The organism is Primorskyibacter flagellatus (assembly GCF_048268605.1).
Lineage (GTDB): Bacteria > Pseudomonadota > Alphaproteobacteria > Rhodobacterales > Rhodobacteraceae > Primorskyibacter > Primorskyibacter flagellatus.
The window spans coordinates 81,293-98,047 of sequence record NZ_JBLWVF010000003.1 but is presented as its reverse complement, the minus strand read 5'-3'; the positions used below and the strand labels follow the sequence as shown (position 1 = coordinate 98,047).

At 61.8% G+C, this 16,755-nt stretch carries 15 protein-coding genes; 12 read left to right on the top strand and 3 right to left on the bottom strand.

Going from position 1 to position 16,755, the window contains the following annotated elements; translation table 11 throughout:
- Positions 1-28 precede the first annotated feature (28 nt).
- Together ACN0WV_RS05545 and rsmI are read right to left on the bottom strand one after the other, a co-directional pair.
- A complete protein-coding gene (locus tag ACN0WV_RS05545; protein ID WP_417604215.1) occupies positions 29-382 on the bottom strand; it encodes a YraN family protein in 354 nt (117 codons plus the stop codon).
- The gene (gene rsmI, locus ACN0WV_RS05540) at positions 372-1,250 is read right to left on the bottom strand and encodes a 16S rRNA (cytidine(1402)-2'-O)-methyltransferase (protein ID WP_417604214.1); all 879 of its coding nucleotides are present in this window, start codon (positions 1,248-1,250) and stop codon (positions 372-374) included. Before rsmI ends, ACN0WV_RS05545 begins: the two co-directional genes overlap by 11 nt.
- A 92-nt stretch (positions 1,251-1,342) precedes the next feature.
- On the opposite strand from rsmI, the gene ACN0WV_RS05535 reads away from it, so the two are divergent.
- From ACN0WV_RS05535 to ACN0WV_RS05520, 4 genes are all read left to right on the top strand, one after another.
- The gene (locus ACN0WV_RS05535; RefSeq protein WP_417604212.1) at positions 1,343-2,524 is read left to right on the top strand and encodes a penicillin-binding protein activator; all 1,182 of its coding nucleotides are present in this window, start codon (positions 1,343-1,345) and stop codon (positions 2,522-2,524) included.
- Positions 2,484-5,297, top strand: a complete 2,814-nt coding sequence (locus ACN0WV_RS05530) for a [protein-PII] uridylyltransferase (protein WP_417604210.1) — start codon at positions 2,484-2,486, stop codon at positions 5,295-5,297. The genes ACN0WV_RS05535 and ACN0WV_RS05530 overlap by 41 nt, the downstream gene beginning before the upstream one ends.
- A gap of 110 nt (positions 5,298-5,407) precedes the next feature.
- The gene (murJ, locus tag ACN0WV_RS05525) at positions 5,408-6,952 is read left to right on the top strand and encodes a murein biosynthesis integral membrane protein MurJ (RefSeq protein WP_417604209.1); all 1,545 of its coding nucleotides are present in this window, start codon (positions 5,408-5,410) and stop codon (positions 6,950-6,952) included.
- A 9-nt stretch (positions 6,953-6,961) separates the two neighbouring features.
- A complete protein-coding gene (locus ACN0WV_RS05520) occupies positions 6,962-8,446 on the top strand; it encodes a phospholipase D family protein (protein ID WP_417604208.1) in 1,485 nt (494 codons plus the stop codon).
- Between the two features lie 22 nt (positions 8,447-8,468).
- On the opposite strand, the gene ACN0WV_RS05515 is transcribed toward ACN0WV_RS05520, so the two are convergent.
- Positions 8,469-9,158 (bottom strand): rhomboid family intramembrane serine protease, encoded by a 690-nt coding sequence (locus ACN0WV_RS05515; protein WP_084351682.1) that lies wholly within the window; start codon positions 9,156-9,158, stop codon positions 8,469-8,471.
- A gap of 77 nt (positions 9,159-9,235) precedes the next feature.
- Here ACN0WV_RS05515 and trpS point away from each other — a divergent pair, with 77 nt between their 5' ends.
- From trpS to ACN0WV_RS05475, 8 genes are all read left to right on the top strand, one after another.
- Positions 9,236-10,282, top strand: a complete 1,047-nt coding sequence (gene trpS, locus ACN0WV_RS05510; protein ID WP_417604207.1) for a tryptophan--tRNA ligase — start codon at positions 9,236-9,238, stop codon at positions 10,280-10,282.
- A 299-nt stretch (positions 10,283-10,581) separates the two neighbouring features.
- The gene (locus tag ACN0WV_RS05505) at positions 10,582-11,448 is read left to right on the top strand and encodes a branched-chain amino acid aminotransferase (protein WP_417604406.1); all 867 of its coding nucleotides are present in this window, start codon (positions 10,582-10,584) and stop codon (positions 11,446-11,448) included.
- Between the two features lie 108 nt (positions 11,449-11,556).
- Positions 11,557-12,012, top strand: coding sequence for a universal stress protein (locus ACN0WV_RS05500; protein ID WP_084351676.1), 456 nt, complete (start codon positions 11,557-11,559; stop codon positions 12,010-12,012).
- Positions 12,013-12,197: 185 nt separating this feature from the next.
- Complete coding sequence (locus ACN0WV_RS05495; RefSeq protein ID WP_084351674.1) at positions 12,198-12,761, top strand: NifU family protein; 564 nt, start codon at positions 12,198-12,200, stop codon at positions 12,759-12,761.
- 20 nt (positions 12,762-12,781) lie between these two features.
- Positions 12,782-13,468, top strand: a complete 687-nt coding sequence (tsaB, locus tag ACN0WV_RS05490) for a tRNA (adenosine(37)-N6)-threonylcarbamoyltransferase complex dimerization subunit type 1 TsaB (RefSeq protein ID WP_417604206.1) — start codon at positions 12,782-12,784, stop codon at positions 13,466-13,468.
- Positions 13,465-13,899, top strand: a complete 435-nt coding sequence (gene rimI, locus ACN0WV_RS05485; RefSeq protein WP_417604204.1) for a ribosomal protein S18-alanine N-acetyltransferase — start codon at positions 13,465-13,467, stop codon at positions 13,897-13,899. The genes tsaB and rimI overlap by 4 nt, the downstream gene beginning before the upstream one ends.
- 153 nt (positions 13,900-14,052) lie before the next feature.
- Positions 14,053-15,042, top strand: coding sequence for a BMP family lipoprotein (locus ACN0WV_RS05480; protein ID WP_084352209.1), 990 nt, complete (start codon positions 14,053-14,055; stop codon positions 15,040-15,042).
- An 8-nt stretch (positions 15,043-15,050) separates the two neighbouring features.
- Positions 15,051-16,748 (top strand): ABC transporter ATP-binding protein, encoded by a 1,698-nt coding sequence (locus ACN0WV_RS05475; protein WP_417604202.1) that lies wholly within the window; start codon positions 15,051-15,053, stop codon positions 16,746-16,748.
- Positions 16,749-16,755: the final 7 nt, after the last annotated feature.

Here is a 16,755-nt window from a genome sequence, read left to right as displayed (position 1 = left end):
GGGTTAGGCAATGGTCGTGCGATTGACGTCAGGGGCCGAAGGCATTCTCGATCACCTCTATCCGGCCAAAGGCATCCACCAATGCCGCGTCCACACGACAGTCGGTCATCGCGCCGTTCGGGCAGGAGGCAAGATATGTTTCGGCAGCATCAAAGATGCGCTGCTGCTGCGCCGCGCTGATCCGCATGGCCGCGCGCGTGAAACTGCGGCTTTTCTTGACCTCGACGAAAACGACCATCCCGTCACGCTCAAGGATCAGGTCAATTTCGCCACCAGCGGCGCGCCAGCGAGCCCGGGCAACGCGGTAGCCGCGCCGTTCATAGTCGCGCGCGACCGATTTTTCTGCGGCTTCTCCGGCAAGGTATGAAACCTCACCCGTCATCCTCCGGTTCATCACCCTGCCCCAGCTTCAGCGCCATCTGGTAGACTTGCCGCCGGGGGGCGCCCGTGCCCTCGGCGACGATATCCGCAGCATCGCGCACCGACATCCGCTTCAGCGCGTCTTCTAGCATCTCGGTCATTACCGATTCGCTAACGGCCTTGATCTCGCCACGTCCGATCACGACCACGACCTCGCCCTTGATCGGACCGGCGGCGATGTTGGCGGCCAGTTCCGCAAGCGTGCCGCGCCTGCATTCCTCGAACCGCTTGGTCAATTCTCGGCACATCGCGGCGGGACGGTCGGCACCCAGCATCTCTGCCGCGTCGGCCAGCATCGCGGCGGTGCGCTTGGGCGATTCGTAGAATACCAGCGTCGCCTGCACCCCCGCCAGGGCCTTGAGTGCGGATTTCCGCTGCCCCCGCGCATTGGGCAAAAATCCTGCAAACAGGAACCGGTCTGTGGGCAACCCGGCCATCGTCAGCGCCGCCAGAACCGCCGACGCGCCGGGCAGGGAATGCACCGGCAAGCCTTCCTCGGCCGCTGCCCGCGACAGATCGAAACCCGGATCTGAAATCAGTGGTGTTCCTGCCTCGGACGCGTAGGCCACGGATTTTCCTGCCGCTATTTCCGCCATGATTCGTGGCCGCATCTTGCCGCCGTTGTGGTCGTGATAGGCCAGCAAAGGCCGCTCCCCCAGGCTGACGCCGTGAATCTCCATCAATTTGCGCAGGCTGCGGGTGTCTTCTGCGGCCAGCACATCGGCTGTTGCCAGCACGTCAAGAGCGCGCAGGGTGATGTCGCGCGCATTGCCGATCGGCGTGGCGACGAAGTAAAGGCCACCCGCCAATTTCTGCTCACCGGGATTCATCGCTGGACCCTCTCTTCGGGACGTTTATGATCTGTTATGTACAAACGCGGGCCCGGATCGGAAACCCGCATCATCGAGGGAGTCACCATTTCATGTTTGCCGTTTTCACCCCTATCCGCAAGGCGCTGGCAAAAATTGCCGCACTGGCATCTGTCATCGCGCTTGCCGGCTGCCTTCCCGAAGGTGGCGTTTCCATGTCGGGCGGTGGCGGTCAGAAAATCGATCCCAAGGCACCGATCCCGGTCGCGCTGCTGGTCCCCAAAAGCCATTCCAGCGCGGGCGCAGTGGGGCGCAGCCTGGAAAACGCGGCGCGACTCGCCATCGCGGACCTGAACGGCGTTCGGATTGACCTGCGGGTCTATGACACGGCAGGCGATCAGGCACAAAGCGCAGCACTTGCGCAACGCGCCGCCGACGAGGGTGCGAAAATCATCCTCGGACCGCTTTTTGCCGACAATGCCGTGGCCGCAAGCAACGCGGTGGCGGATGAAGGCATCAACGTGCTGGCCTTCTCCAACAACAGCTCGATCGCCGGGGGCAACCTGTTCATCCTGGGTCCAACTTTCGACGACAATGCGAACCGGTTGATGGGGTTTGCAGCGCGGCAAGGCAAACGCAGTGTCGTCATCGTGCATCCTGACAATACCGAAGGCACATTCGGGCGCAATGCCATCCAAAGGGCCGCGTCTCGCAACGGGGTGAATGTTGCTGCGGTCGAGAGCTTTCCTTTCTCGCAACAAGCCGTGGCCGCCGCCGCGCCGCGTATTGCGGGAACAGTCAATTCGACAGGCGCCGATTCGGTCTTCCTGACCTCGACGCCCGCTGGTGCCCTGCCGCTTCTGCTGCAATTGCTGCCCGAGGCCGGAGTCGCGACAGCCAGCACCCAGTATCTGGGTCTTTCGCGCTGGGATGTGCCCGCGCAAACGCTGCAACTGCGCGGGGCGCAGGGCGGCTGGTTCGCATTGCCCAATCAACAGACGGTGGCGGCATTCGAAGGTCGCTACGCCGGCGCGTTCGGATCTGCCCCGCACCAGTTGGGGGGTCTGGCCTATGATGGCATCGCGGCCATCGGCGCGCTTGCATCGCGTGGCAAAAGCAATGCCCTGACCCGTGGTGCGCTGACGCAATCGGCTGGCTTCCAGGGGACGTCCGGTGTATTCCGCCTGAAAGCGGATGGCACCAACGAACGCGGGCTCGCCGTCGCGACGGTGCGCAACAACCAGGTGGTGATCCTTGACCCTGCCCCAAGAAGCTTCGGCGGCGCCGGATTCTGAACAGATAACCCAGACAAACAACGGGATGCCGGCAAACCTGATTTGTCCGGCATCCGAGATCTGTGATCCGGATATGCTGCGCGCTGAGCTGAGCGCAGCTCTGGACGGGGTCGAGGCTGGCCAACCGGCGCGTCCCGCCCTGGTCAAGGTTCTGGCCGAGACCCAAAAGCGCGGTCGTGCCGTGATCGCCGAGGCGTTTCGGGCCGATCCGTTCAAGGGACGTCCCACCACCCGCTCTTACACTTGGCTGACCGATTGCCTGATCCGTGAAATCTGGACGGTCGCGACAGAACGGCTTTACCCCAACCCCAACCCGACCGAAGGCGAACGGATCGCCGTCATGGCAGTTGGCGGCTACGGTCGCGGAGAGATGGCACCGCATTCCGATGTCGATCTGCTGTTTCTGACGCCCTACAAGATCACCCCTTGGGCCGAAAGCGTCATCGAGGCGATGCTGTACATCCTGTGGGACCTGCGCATGAAGGTGGGGCATTCCAGCCGCACGGTCGAGGATTGCCTGCGTCTGGGGGCCGAAGATTTCACCATCCGCACCGCCATGCTGGAACACCGTTTTCTGTGTGGCAACGCGGCCCTCGCGGACGAGTTGGACGCGCGTCTTTGGGACGAGCTGTTCAAAGGCACCGCCCGCGAGTTCGTCGAAGCCAAACTTGCCGAACGTGACGCGCGGCACGAAAAGCAGGGCGGCCAGCGTTACATGGTCGAACCCAACGTCAAAGAGGGCAAGGGCGGGCTGCGGGACATCCAGTCGCTGTATTGGATCGCCAAATACGTCCACCGGGTCGACACCACCGAAGAACTGATCGGCAAGGGCGTATTCCGCCCCGAGGAATACCATAGTTTCATCGTCGCCGAACGCTTCCTGTGGGGGGTGCGCTGTCACCTGCATCTGATTGCAGGTCGCCCGATGGAGCAACTGACCTTCGACATGCAGGTCGAGGTGGCCGAGGCGATGGGCTATACCGACAAGGGCGGGCGACGCGCTGTGGAATGGTTCATGCAAACCTATTTTCGCCACGCCACCACTGTTGGCGACATGACGCGGATCTTCCTGACATCGCTGGAGGCGGACCACACCAAAAGCGCACCGCTGCTGATGCGGATCTTCAACCGCCCGCCGCGCGTCAAGAAAGCCTATACCGTCGTGAACAACCGGCTGGCGCTGGTCGATGACGCGGCGTTTCTGTCCGACAAGCTGAACATGCTGCGGCTGTTCGAAGAAGCGCTGCGCACAGGTCTGTTGATCCATCCGGATGCGATGCGGCTCGTCGCGGCCAACCTGCATCTGATCGACGACGAGATGCGCAACGACAAGGAAGCGCGCCGCATCTTTCTTGATCTGCTGCTTAAACACGGCAATCCCGACCGCGCGTTGCGCCGGATGAACGAGCTGGGTTTTCTTGGAGCGTTCATCCCGGAATTCGAAACGATCGTCGCGATGATGCAGTTCAACATGTACCACCATTACACGGTGGACGAACACACGATCCAGTGCATCTGGAACCTGTCCGAGATCGAGCATGAAAACCTGATTGAGGAACTGCCGGTGGCATCCTCGATCCTGAAGGAGGGCATCAACCGCAAAGTGCTGTATGTGGCGCTGCTGCTGCATGACATCGGCAAGGGCCGGGACGAGGATCACGCCGTTCTGGGTGCCAAGATCGCCCGCAAGGTCGCGCCACGGCTGGGGTTGAAAAAGGCCGAATGCGCCACGGTTGAATGGCTGGTGCGCTATCATCTGCTGATGTCGGACATGGCGCAGAAACGCGACATCGCCGATCCGCGCACCGTGCGCGATTTTGCCAAGGCCGTTCAGACACGCGAGCGGCTGGATCTGCTTTGCGTGCTGACCGTCTGCGACATTCGCGGGGTCGGTCCGAACACCTGGAACAACTGGAAAGCCGCATTGTTGCGCGCGCTCTACCGGCAGACCCGCCGGGCGCTGGAGGATGGGCTGGAGATCCTCAACCGCGAAAATCGCGGGGTCGAGGCCAAGAAGGCGCTGCGCGACGCGCTCCATGATTGGAACAGCAAGGATTTGCGCATCGAAACCACTCGGCATTATCCGCCCTATTGGCAAGGTCTGCACCTCACCGCCCATGTGATTTTTGCGAAGCTTCTGAAAGACATCGACGACGACGAGATCCGCATCGACCTGCATCCCGATATTGACCGCGACGCCACCCGCGTCTGTTTCGCGCTGGTCGATCATCCCGGCATTTTCAGCCGCCTTGCCGGCGCTCTGGCGCTGGTTGGTGCCAATGTCGTGGACGCACGCACCTACACGTCGAAGGATGGCTATGCCACGGCGGTGTTCTGGATACAGGATGCCGATGGCCATCCTTTCGAGGAAGCGCGCCTGCCCCGTCTGCTCAAGACCATTCACCAAACGTTGCTGGGCGAAGTGGTGCCGCAGGACGCGATCAAAGACCGTGACAAGATGAAAAAGCGCGAACGTGCTTTCCGGGTGCCGACCTCGATCACCTTCGACAATGATGGCTCGGAAATCTACACCATCATCGAGGTGGACACCCGCGACCGTCCGGGCCTTCTGTATGACCTGACGCGCACGCTGGCGAACCAGAATATCTATATCGCCTCGGCAGTGATCGCGACCTATGGCGAACAGGTGGTGGACAGTTTTTACGTCAAGGATATGTTCGGGCTGAAATTTCGGTCCACTTCCAAGCAGAAATCCTTGGAGAAAAAGCTGCGCGAGGCCATTGCTGCCGGATCGGCGCGGGCGCGATCCTGAACCGGTCCCGCCGCGCCCTCTTCCGCCGCTCTTGCCGATGATATAAGCCACCGCCAAGCTGACCGGACGCAAAAAGGCACCGCAAACATGAAACCCATCCGCCTGATGTCATGAAACCCATCCGCCTGATGTCCGGTGTCCTGACCGTTGGCTTCTGGACCTTGATGAGCCGCATTCTGGGCGTGGTGCGCGAGGTGCTGATCCTTGGCCTGATCGGCCCCGGCCCGGTAATGGACGCCTTCGTCGCCGCCTTCCGCCTGCCCAACATGTTCCGCCGCTTTTTCGCCGAAGGTGCCTTCAACGCGGCTTTCGTGCCGATGTTTTCGAAAAAATACGAGGCTGGCGAGGATCCGTTGGGCTTTGCCCGCGACGCGATGAACGGCCTTGCTCTGGTGCTGCTGGCGCTGACCGCACTGGCGATGATCTTCATGCCCGCGCTGGTCTGGGCCACGGCGGGCGGGTTCGAGGGCAGCGCGCGGTTCGATCTGACCGTTGGCTTCGGGCGTGTGGTGTTTCCCTATATCCTGTTCATCTCGCTGGCGGCGCTGTTTTCCGGCGCGTTGAACGCCACCGGGCATTTTGCGGCCGCCGCTGCGGCGCCCGTCTTGCTGAATATCTTCGTTATCGCCGCAATGGGATGGGCCGCGTTTATGGGCGGCGATGTGGTCATGGCGCTGATCTGGACAGTGCCGCTGGCCGGTGTGGCGCAACTGGTGCTGGTCTGGATCGCGGCCGAGCGCGCGGGCGTGCGCCTGCGTGTCGCCCGCCCCCGTTTCACACCCGATATGCGGCGCCTCATCGTGGTAGCCGTGCCCGCCGCGCTTGCCAGTGGTGTGATGCAGATCAACCTTCTGGTCGGGCAGCAGGTCGCAAGCCATTTCGAAAAGGCCGTGGGCTGGCTTTATGCCGCTGACCGTCTGTATCAACTGCCGTTGGGCGTGGTCGGTATCGCGGTGGGTATCGTGCTGCTGCCGGACCTGTCCCGCCGCCTGAAAGCCGAAGATGACACCGGCGCGCGCGAGGCGTTCTCGCGCGCTGGTGAGATCAGCATGGCGCTGACCATCCCGGCCTCGGTGGCACTGGTGGTGATCCCCCTGCCGCTGGTCTCGGTGCTGTTTCAACGCGGAGCCACAAGTGCAGACGACGCCGCCGCCATGGCGATTGCCGTGGCGATCTACGGGCTGGGCCTGCCGGCTTTCGTATTGCAAAAGCTGCTGCAACCGCTGTTCTTCGCACGCGAAGATACGCGTTCGCCCTTTCGCTACGCGGTCTGGGCAATGGCCGTGAACGCAGTGCTGGCAATCGGCCTTGCACAAGTCATCGGTTGGATCGCTCCGGCGATTGCCACGACGGTTGCGGGCTGGGTCATCGTCTTCCTGCTGGCGCGCGGCGGGCGGCGCATGGGCGATGTCGCCCGGTTCGACGCGCGTTTCCGCCGCCGGATCTGGCGGATTTGTCTGGCCGCTGTCGTCATGGGTGTCATACTTTGGGCAGCAATGCTGGTCATCGGGCCGTTTCTGGGCATGCCTGGCCTGCGCTACATCGCCCTGATCGCGCTGATTTGTGTGGGCATCGTCAGCTATTTTGCAACCGGACAGGCACTTGGTGCGTTCCGTCTTTCGGAATTCAAACTCGCGCTGCGGCGCCGCAGATAAGGAGACATCATGGCAGAAATCACACCGCTGATCACCGCCGCCGAAGGATTTCCGGCGCTGGAGCGGTTGGCCCTGTCCGCAGAGCAGGAATATGTCATGTCGTTTCGGATCTTCGATCCCGAAACCCGCACCCGCAGCCCCGAGGCCAAAAAGCTGGGCCTGAACACTTGGGGCGATATTCTCGAACATCTAGCGAGCAACGGGGTCGCTCTGCGCATCGTGCTGTCGGATTTCGACCCGATATTCACCGACGATCTGCATGAACAGGCATGGCAGGCCGCCCGGTTGCTGGAAAAGCGCCTGAAAGGCGATGTGCATCTGACCTGTGCCCCACATGGCCAGATGGCAGGCAAGCTTTGGCACCTTTTGATGCGGCGCGGCATCGCTGCCAAGCTGCGCGAATGGCGCGAGCGCCCGGCCGAGGACCTCACCCCGGTGGAGCAGGCAATCCTGGCCGCCACACCGCATTTGCGGCCTGTCACGATCCACCAGAAATTCGCGGTCGCCGACAGCGCCCGCGCGGTGATCGGCGGGCTGGACGTCAATGAACGCCGGTGGGATGACAAATCGCACGATCTTCCGTCCGATGAGACTTGGCACGACGTCAGCATGCGCATCACAGGACCGTTCTGCACCATCCTGCGCGCGCACTTTACCGACACCTGGAACGAGGCGCTGGCCTGCGGCGCGCCGGTTCTTCTGGGCGAAGAAGCCCCCGAAGAGGCCAAGGAACCGGCCTCCAGCGACAATATCCGGCTGGTGCGCACCCTGTCGCGGCCCTGTCAGGGGCCGACAGTGCTGGGTCCGTTGCCCAATGTGACCGAACACGAAGAAACGCTGGTTCAGCTTTTCGAGGATGCGCGCGATTACGTTTATATCGAGACGCAATTTTTCCGCCATGCCCCGATCGCCAAGGCACTGGCATCTGCCGGGACCGCCCGTGACGACCTGCAATTGATCATTGTCATGCCGACAGAGCCGGACCGCATCCTGTTTGACGGCGATAGAAGCTGGAACGCCCGCCATGCCCAATCGCTGCAAATCTCGGCACTGGATCAGTTGCGCAAGGCGTTTGGCGACCGGCTGATGATGTTGTCTCCCGCCAAAACGGAAACAGCCCCCAAGGGCGCGGATGGGCGCATCAACGGGGCCGGGCCGATCTATGTGCATTCCAAGGTGTTACTGATTGACGACGCGGTGGGCATGGTCGGTTCGGCAAACCTAAACGGGCGCTCACTGCGCTGGGACACCGAAGCCTCGGTGCTGTTCCGCGATCCGCAGGCCGTGCGCCACACGCGGGAGCGGCTGGCCAATAAGTGGTTGGGCGATGGCCACGGGCTCGACACGACTCGCGCCGCAGACTGGCGCAGCTATGCCGAAAAAAATGCCAATATTTCCCCCGAGGACCGGCGCGGCTTCCTGCTGCCCTATCCTTATGAACGCAACAAGCGCTTCGCACGTCTGATGCCGCTGTTCCCGGACGACATGTTCTAGGCCCGGTCAGTTTTCAGGTCGGTCAGTCCTGCTGGCGCAATTTGCTCAGGATGCGTGCCCAGCCTCCCGGCACCAGAAACACGATCAGCACGAAACCGGTGACAAAGCCGCCCAGATCCGCCACCCAATCGTTGCTTGCGCCGAACAGCAGGCCAAAGATCAACTGGATGCCAAGCAACACGCCGATCAGGTTGAAGGCGCGGATCTGGCTTGCCCCCATCATGCCCAGCCGCAGCCAAAGCAGATAGGTGAAGGCCCCGATCATGCCGTAGACCGGTGGAAACGCCCCGATCAGCGGTGTGCCTGCATTCAGGAACAGCGCATAGCACAGCGCGCCACCAATCCCTGACACCACGAAAATCACCAAAGTCCGAACGCTGCCGATCACCTCGCCCACCATTTTGCCAAGCGCCAGCAGCATGACGGCCGCGAACAATCCATGTGTGAAGGAGGCATGCACAAACGGATAGGTCACAAAGCGGATCAGATGCTGCACCGGATATTGCCCGGTGCCGATCATCCAATCCACCACCTCGCCCGAGAAGGCGAAACGCTGCATCGCGGCCAGCCGCCACCCCACTGCATCCGCGCCGCCGATCAGCCCGCGCGCACCCAGCGAAAAAACCACCTCGATGCCGATGATGACCAAGGCCAGCGCCGCCACGACAGGCGGCAACGGGTTCAGGGGGCTGGTATCGTCGGGATGTGCCATCGCTTTGACCTTTGCTTGACGGGACTTGGCCCCGTGGGTAAGCCAGCCGGACAAATTAATCCAGACGGAGAATTGCCATGACCGAGGGGGTCCAAACTCCTCCCGCCGCCAATGCGGGTTTCACGCCGCGTGTGTTTTCGGGCATCCAGCCTTCCGGGCAATTGCACCTAGGCAATTACCTTGGCGCGCTAAAGCGCTTTGCCGATGCGCAGGAGCGTGGTGTTCAATCGATCTACTGCATGGTGGACCTGCACGCGATCACCGTCTGGCAAGACCCTGCGGATCTGCGCAATGCCACGCGCGAACTGGCCGCAGGCTTTATCGCCAGCGGCATTGATCCGGAAAAATCCATCCTGTTCAACCAAAGCCAGGTGCCCGAGCATGCCCAACTGGCCTGGATCTTCAATTGCGTCGCACGACTTGGCTGGATGAACCGCATGACCCAGTTCAAGGACAAGGCCGGCAAGAATGCCGAGAAGGCCAGCCTTGGCCTGTATGCCTACCCCGCGCTGATGGCTGCCGACATCCTGATCTACCACGCGACGCATGTGCCGGTGGGCGAGGACCAGAAACAGCATGTCGAGCTGACCCGCGACATTGCCGCCAAGTTCAACCACGACTACGGCACCGATTTCTTCCCGATGCCGGAACCGGTGATCGAGGGTGCCGCGACCCGCGTCATGTCTCTGCGGGACGGGTCCAAAAAAATGTCGAAATCTGATCCGTCCGATGCCAGCCGGATCAACATGACCGACGATGCCGACACGATCGCGGCGAAGATCCGCAAGGCCAAGACCGATCCCGACGCGCTCCCCTCAGACGCGAAGGGGCTGGACGGGCGGCCAGAGGCGCGCAACCTCGTCAACATTTACGCAGCCCTGTCAGATTCGACGGTGGACGCCGTGCTGCACGAGTTTGGCGGGCAACAATTCTCGGCCTTCAAACCGAAGCTATCCGAACTCGCGGTAGATCGTCTGGCCCCGATCTCGACGGAGATGGCACACCTGATGCAGCACACCGACGAAATTGACGCCATTCTTGGCCGGGGCGCCGCCCGCGCCCGGGAAATCGCAACGCCTGTCATCAAGCAGACCTACGAGATCGTCGGTCTGGTCGGTAGCTAACGCGCCCCGCAGCCTCTCCTGCGGCACTGTCGTCCGTCCAGCGCCAAACATTGCGGTAAACGCACCCCGCCCCGGCCCCCGAGCCGGGGCCTCGACCCATCCGCCACACTTGTTCGCCTGTCATACCAACGTCACATCGCCGTGACAGTTTGCGCATGTCCCAACCTGCGGTCGCACCCCCTCGCGCCGCTGCCTGTCTCCGGATGCTCTTTGATCGCTGCCTGATCGAAGAGCATCCGCTCTGGACCTCTGCCGACGCACGCCATACGTTCTGGTCAAGACAGCAAAGGGCATTCAAAATGGCAACCGGCACGGATATCCGCACCTATTTCAACGGGCAGTGGCATGACGGCGACATCATGATCATGCGTGCCGCCGATCACGGTGCATGGCTTGGCTCGGGCGTATTCGACGGTGCCCGGATGGTGAACGGCCGCACCCCCGATCTGCGCGCCCATTGTGCCCGTGTGAACCGCTCGGCCAAGGCGATGATGCTGCAACCCACCGTGACCACCGATGCGATGCTCGAAATCATCGCCGACGGGCTCGCCGCCTACACGCTGGATCAAGCCGTCTATATCCGCCCGATGTATTGGGGCATCGACGGCGACGCCACCGCCATTGTCCCCACACCGGACAAGACCGGCTTTGCGATCTGCCTTGAAGCCATCCCCATGGCTCCAGAAACAGCCTCTGTCACCCTGACCCGCACGCGATTTCGACGCCCGGTGCTGGAAGATGCGGTGGTCGACGCCAAGGCCGGCTGCCTCTACCCCAACAATGCGCGCATGCTGGCCGAAGCCCGCGCCAAGGGCTTCAACAACGCTCTGGTCGCAGACGCGATCGGCAATGTCGCCGAAACCGCCACATCCAACGTTTTCATGACCCGCGACGGCGAGGTTTTCACTCCCGTTGCCAATGGCACCTTCCTTGCGGGAATCACGCGCGCCCGCCACCTTGCCAATATGCGCGCCGATGGCATGAAGGTGCATGAATGTGTGCTGAGCTTCGATGATTTCAACGACGCCGACGAGGTCTTCCTGTCCGGCAACATGAACAAGATCACGCCGGTCACCGCCTTCGACGCGCGTCAATATCAGGTCGGTCCCGTCACCCGACGTGTCCGCGAATTGTATTGGGACTGGGCCGCCTTGAACCAGGAATAGACCACCACAACCCTGCAACAGATCGCCACCCAGCGCCTAAAACACCGCAATCGAAGAATTGCACATGCCTCCAGAAACCGCCATGATCGGCACCACAGGAGTCCACAAATGCGCAAGTTCCTCGTCGTCCTTGATGACAGTCGCGAATGCCTGAATGCCCTGCGTTTCGCCGCGATGCGCGCCTCCAATTCCGGCGGCGGCGTCGCGGTGCTGTCGGTGATCCCGCCGGATGAATTCAATCACTGGATCGGCGTCGGCGACATCATGCGTGAGGAGGCTCGCGAACGCATCGAGGCGCATTTCGAGGTTTTTGCGAAATGGATGCGCGACAAGCAGAATGTCGACCCGGAACTGGTGATTCGCGAAGGCGAGCCAGTCACCGAAATCATGGCGCAGATCAGCGAAGATCCTGAAATCGGCGTCCTGGTGCTAGGGGCCGGCAGCGGAAACAAAGGCCCCGGTCCGCTCGTCACACAACTGACCCGAAACTCCGGCACCCTGCCGATTCCAATCACCATCGTGCCGGGCGATTTGTCCAAGGAACGGCTCGAAGCGATCACCTGATCAACCCTCCCCTTCTTCTTGGCAAAAATACTCCGGGGAGCGCGAGGGGCTGGCCCCTCGCTCCACCGCCCGCCCAGTCCAACTCCGTTCAGAAACGCAGAAACAGGTTTAGAATCGTTCCAAACCTTGACTCCGGGCGATGCCGGGCGCATATCCAAGACAAGCCATAAAAAGGTGCATGTCCCATGTTCATTCAGACCGAATCCACCCCGAACCCCGCAACGTTGAAATTTCTGCCCGGCCAGACAGTGCTTGAGGTCGGAACAGCTGATTTTCCGAACGCGGATGGTGCCTCTGCCTCGCCTCTGGCACAGCGGATCTTTGCGGTGAACGGCGTCACAGGCGTGTTCTTCGGCACCGATTTTATCACCGTGACAAAGGGTGACGACACCGAATGGGACCATGTGAAACCAGCCCTGCTGGGTGCGATCATGGAACATTTCCAATCCGGTCAGCCGGTGATGGCCGGTGATGTGCAGGCGTCCTCCGGCCATGCCGAACACAGCGGCGAAGATTCCGAAATCGTCGGTCAGATCAAAGAGTTGCTGGACAGCCGTGTACGGCCTGCCGTGGCCCAGGATGGTGGCGACATCACTTTCCACGGCTTTGATCGAGGCGTTGTCTACCTGCATATGCAAGGTGCCTGCGCGGGTTGCCCGTCGTCCACGCTGACGCTGAAGATGGGGATCGAGAACCTGCTGCGCCATTATATCCCCGAAGTCACAGAAGTGCGCCCCGTCGCGGTCTGACCGCCAACGGCACGCACATCATGAACGTCCCGCTGATCCTCGGCTTTGACACGTCGGTCGCGCATTGCGCGGCCGCGTTGCGACACGGCGACAATATCCTGCTCAGCCGAACCGAAGACATGACCCGGGGACAGGCCGAACGGCTGATGCCGCTGCTGGAGGACATGCTGACCGCAGAAGGTTTGGGATGGTGCGACCTCGATGCCCTCGGGGTTGGCACTGGGCCCGGCAATTTCACCGGCATCCGCATTTCCGTCTCTGCCGCACGCGGCCTTGCGCTGGCGCTAGGCATCCCGGCAGTTGGCATTTCGGCATTCGAACTGCTCGCGGCCGAGGCCGAACCGGCAGAGCACCAGCTTGTTTCCCTGCCCGCCCCGCGCGGGTCGGTCTATGTTCAACTCTTCACAGGCGGGCGCGCCTCAGAACCACCCCGCCAGATCGAGCCGCACAAGCCGCCAGCCGATCTGCTGCTTCCTTCGGGTTGTCAGGTGATCGGCGCGCAGGCCACACAGATTGCCAATGCGTTTGCCGGTGCTGCTTTGCCCGCCACTGTTGCGACCATCACCACACTGCCCGAAACCTTGACCCGCGTCGCACAGGACAGCCTGGCAGCGCCCGGCACATTGCCGCAGCCGCCCGCGCCGCTTTATGTCCGCAGCGCCGATGCCGCACCGCCGCGCGATGCGCCGCCGGTCATTCTGCCATGACCATCGCGGTGATGTCGCCGGACGACATGGCCGCCCTTCAGGCCCGCGCCTACCAACATATGCCGCCCTGGTCGGCGCTGGCCCTGGCCGAGATGATTGCCTCGGCGCATGCGCTTTGCATCTCCGATCCGCAGGGTTTTGCCCTTGGTCGCGTCGTGCTGGACGAGGCTGAACTGTTGGCGCTTGCAGTGAACCCCGACTACCAGCGCCACGGTATCGCCCGCACACTGATGAACCGGTTCGAGACGACAGCCCGCACGCGCGGTGCGGTCACCTGCTTTCTGGAAGTGGCGGAAACAAACGCCCCGGCCCGCGCCTTCTACGCTGCGCTTGGCTACAAGGGGATCGGCAAGCGCGGCGGGTATTACCGCCAAGCGGACGGCCCCGCCATCGATGCGTTGGTTATGTCGAAGGCGCTTACCTTGGGTTAATTCACCTACGGTGCCAACGTGACGGCATCTAAGCGAAAAATGAGTTGACCCTGTCGGCCTGCCCATCCTTAATTGCGGCTGATCGGACACGATCCGAGAATTGACGGTGCGGCCATGCGTGGCCCCCGCATGACCAACACCTGGGAGCGATCCATGACCCTTATGCACAAATTCCTTGCCACAGCCGCCGTGCTGTCCCTCAGCGCCGGTGCCGCCGCGGCAGAGCCCGCGCTGATCTTCGACCTTGGCGGGAAATTCGACAAATCCTTCAACGAAGCAGCCTTTAGCGGCGCGAAACGCTGGGCAGACGAAACCGGCGGAACCTTCCGCGAAATCGAGCTTCAGTCCGAAGCGCAGCGTGAACAAGCCCTGCGCCGCTTTGCCGAAAATGGCAATGATCCGATCATCATGACCGGCTTTGCCTTTGGCAACGTGCTGGGCGAGGTTGCGCCCGACTACCCCGACACCAAATTCGCGATCATCGACATGGTTGTGGATGCGCCCAACGTGCGCTCTGTCGTGTTCAACGAACATGAAGGCAGCTACCTTGTCGGCATGATGGCCGCGATGGCATCGGAATCGGACACTGTCGGCTTTATCGGCGGCATGGACATTCCGCTGATCCGCAAATTCGCCTGCGGCTATGTGCAGGGTGTAAAAGCCGTGAAGCCAGAGGCAACGGTTATCCAGAACATGACCGGCACCACCCCTGCGGCGTGGAACGACCCGGTCAAAGGGTCCGAACTGACCAAATCGCAGATCAGCCAGGGCGCGGATGTGATCTATGCGGCCGCAGGCGGCACCGGCGTTGGTGTGCTTCAGACAGCGGCGGACGAAGGCATCCTGTCCATCGGCGTCGACAGCAACCAGAATTACATGCATCCCGGCAAGATCCTGACATCCATGACAAAACGTGTCGACAACGCGGTCTATGACGCGATGGAAGCGGGCACAGACATCGAAACCGGCATTTACGTCATGGGCGTCGGCAATGAAGGTGTCGGATATGCGATGGATGAATTCAACGCAGATCTGGTCAGCGCCGATATGCAGGCTGCCGTGGACGACGCCGCAGCCAAGATCGGCTCGGGCGAGTTGATGGTTCACGACTACATGTCGGACAACGCCTGCCCGGTCGAGTAAGCCCGGTGGTGGACGTGACAACAGGGGGGCGGCCGGATCAGGCCGCTTCCACCGCGCCGGCGATCGAGCTTAAAGGCATCTCCAAAGCCTTTGGTCCGGTGCAGGCCAACAAGGATATTGCGATCCGCGTGATGCCGGGCACCATCCACGGCATCATCGGCGAAAACGGCGCTGGCAAATCCACGCTGATGTCGATCCTCTACGGCTTTTACAAGGCCGATGCGGGCGAGGTATTCATCCACGGTCGCAAGACCGAGATCCCCGATAGCCAGGCCGCTATTTCGGCGGGCATCGGCATGGTCTTCCAGCATTTCAAACTGGTCGAGAATTTCAGCGTTCTTGAGAATGTCATCCTGGGTGCCGAGGACGGCCCCTTGCTGCGTCCCAGCCTTGCCAAAGCGCGCGGCGTGCTGAAACAACTGGCCGCAGAATATGAGTTGAACGTCGATCCGGACGCGCTGATCCAGAACCTGAGCGTCGGGCATCAACAGCGGGTCGAAATCCTCAAATCCCTGTACCGTCAGGCCGATATTCTCATTCTGGACGAGCCCACGGGCGTGCTGACCCCGGCCGAGGCCGACCACCTGTTTCGTATCCTCGACAACCTGCGCCGCGAGGGCAAGACGATCATCCTGATCACCCATAAACTGCGCGAGATCATGGAGATCACCGACACGGTCAGCGTCATGCGACGCGGCGAGATGACGGCCACGGTCAAAACCGCCGAGACCGATCCCGCCGAACTGGCAGAGCTGATGGTCGGCCGCAAGGTGCTGCTGCGGGTCGACAAGACAGCCGCCACACCCGGCAAGAACGTGCTGGAGGTCCGCGACCTGCGCGTGAAAGACGACAAGGGCATTGTCCGGCTGAAAGGCGTCGACCTTGACGTCCATGCCGGAGAGATCGTCGGCATTGCCGGCGTGTCGGGCAATGGTCAGTCAGAGTTGCTCGAAGTGCTGGGCGGCTATGCTGACGGGACGGGCCAGATCACCCTGAACGGCCAGCCGCTTGATCTGACAGGCAGCCAATCCGACGGCCAGTCGCGCCGTGCACGGGGTATCGCCCATGTGCCAGAGGACCGCCAGCGCGAAGGCCTTATCATGAACTACTTTGCCTGGGAAAACGCGGCCTTCGGCTATCACCGCGATCCGAAATACCAATCCGGCCTGCTGATGAACCACCGCGCGATGATCGAGGATACGGAGCGAAAGATCGAGAAATTCGATGTCCGCCCCCCCAACGCGCATCTGACCGCCAAGAATTTCTCGGGCGGGAACCAGCAAAAGATCGTCGTGGCCCGAGAGATCGAGCGTGACCCGGATCTGCTGCTGGTCGGGCAGCCAACGCGCGGTGTGGACATTGGCGCGATCGAGTTTATCCACCAGCAGATCGTGGCACTGCGCGATCAGGGCAAGGCCGTGCTTCTGGTCTCAGTCGAGCTGGACGAAATCCTGTCCTTGTCGGACCGCATCGTTGTGATGTTCGACGGCGAGATCATGGGCTACGGCCCCGCAGAAACCGCCAATCAGGTCGGCTTGGGCTGTCTTATGGCCGGTTTGGGCGGTGCCGATACAGAGGCGATGCAGGGCTGGACGATCTCCGATGCCGCAAGCGCAGAACCCGTCGATCCAAGCAAATCTCTGATCGAGGCGGTGGACGAAAAGTTACACGCGAAAGAGGCTCGGGAGGCCAGAAAAAATGGCTGAACGCAAG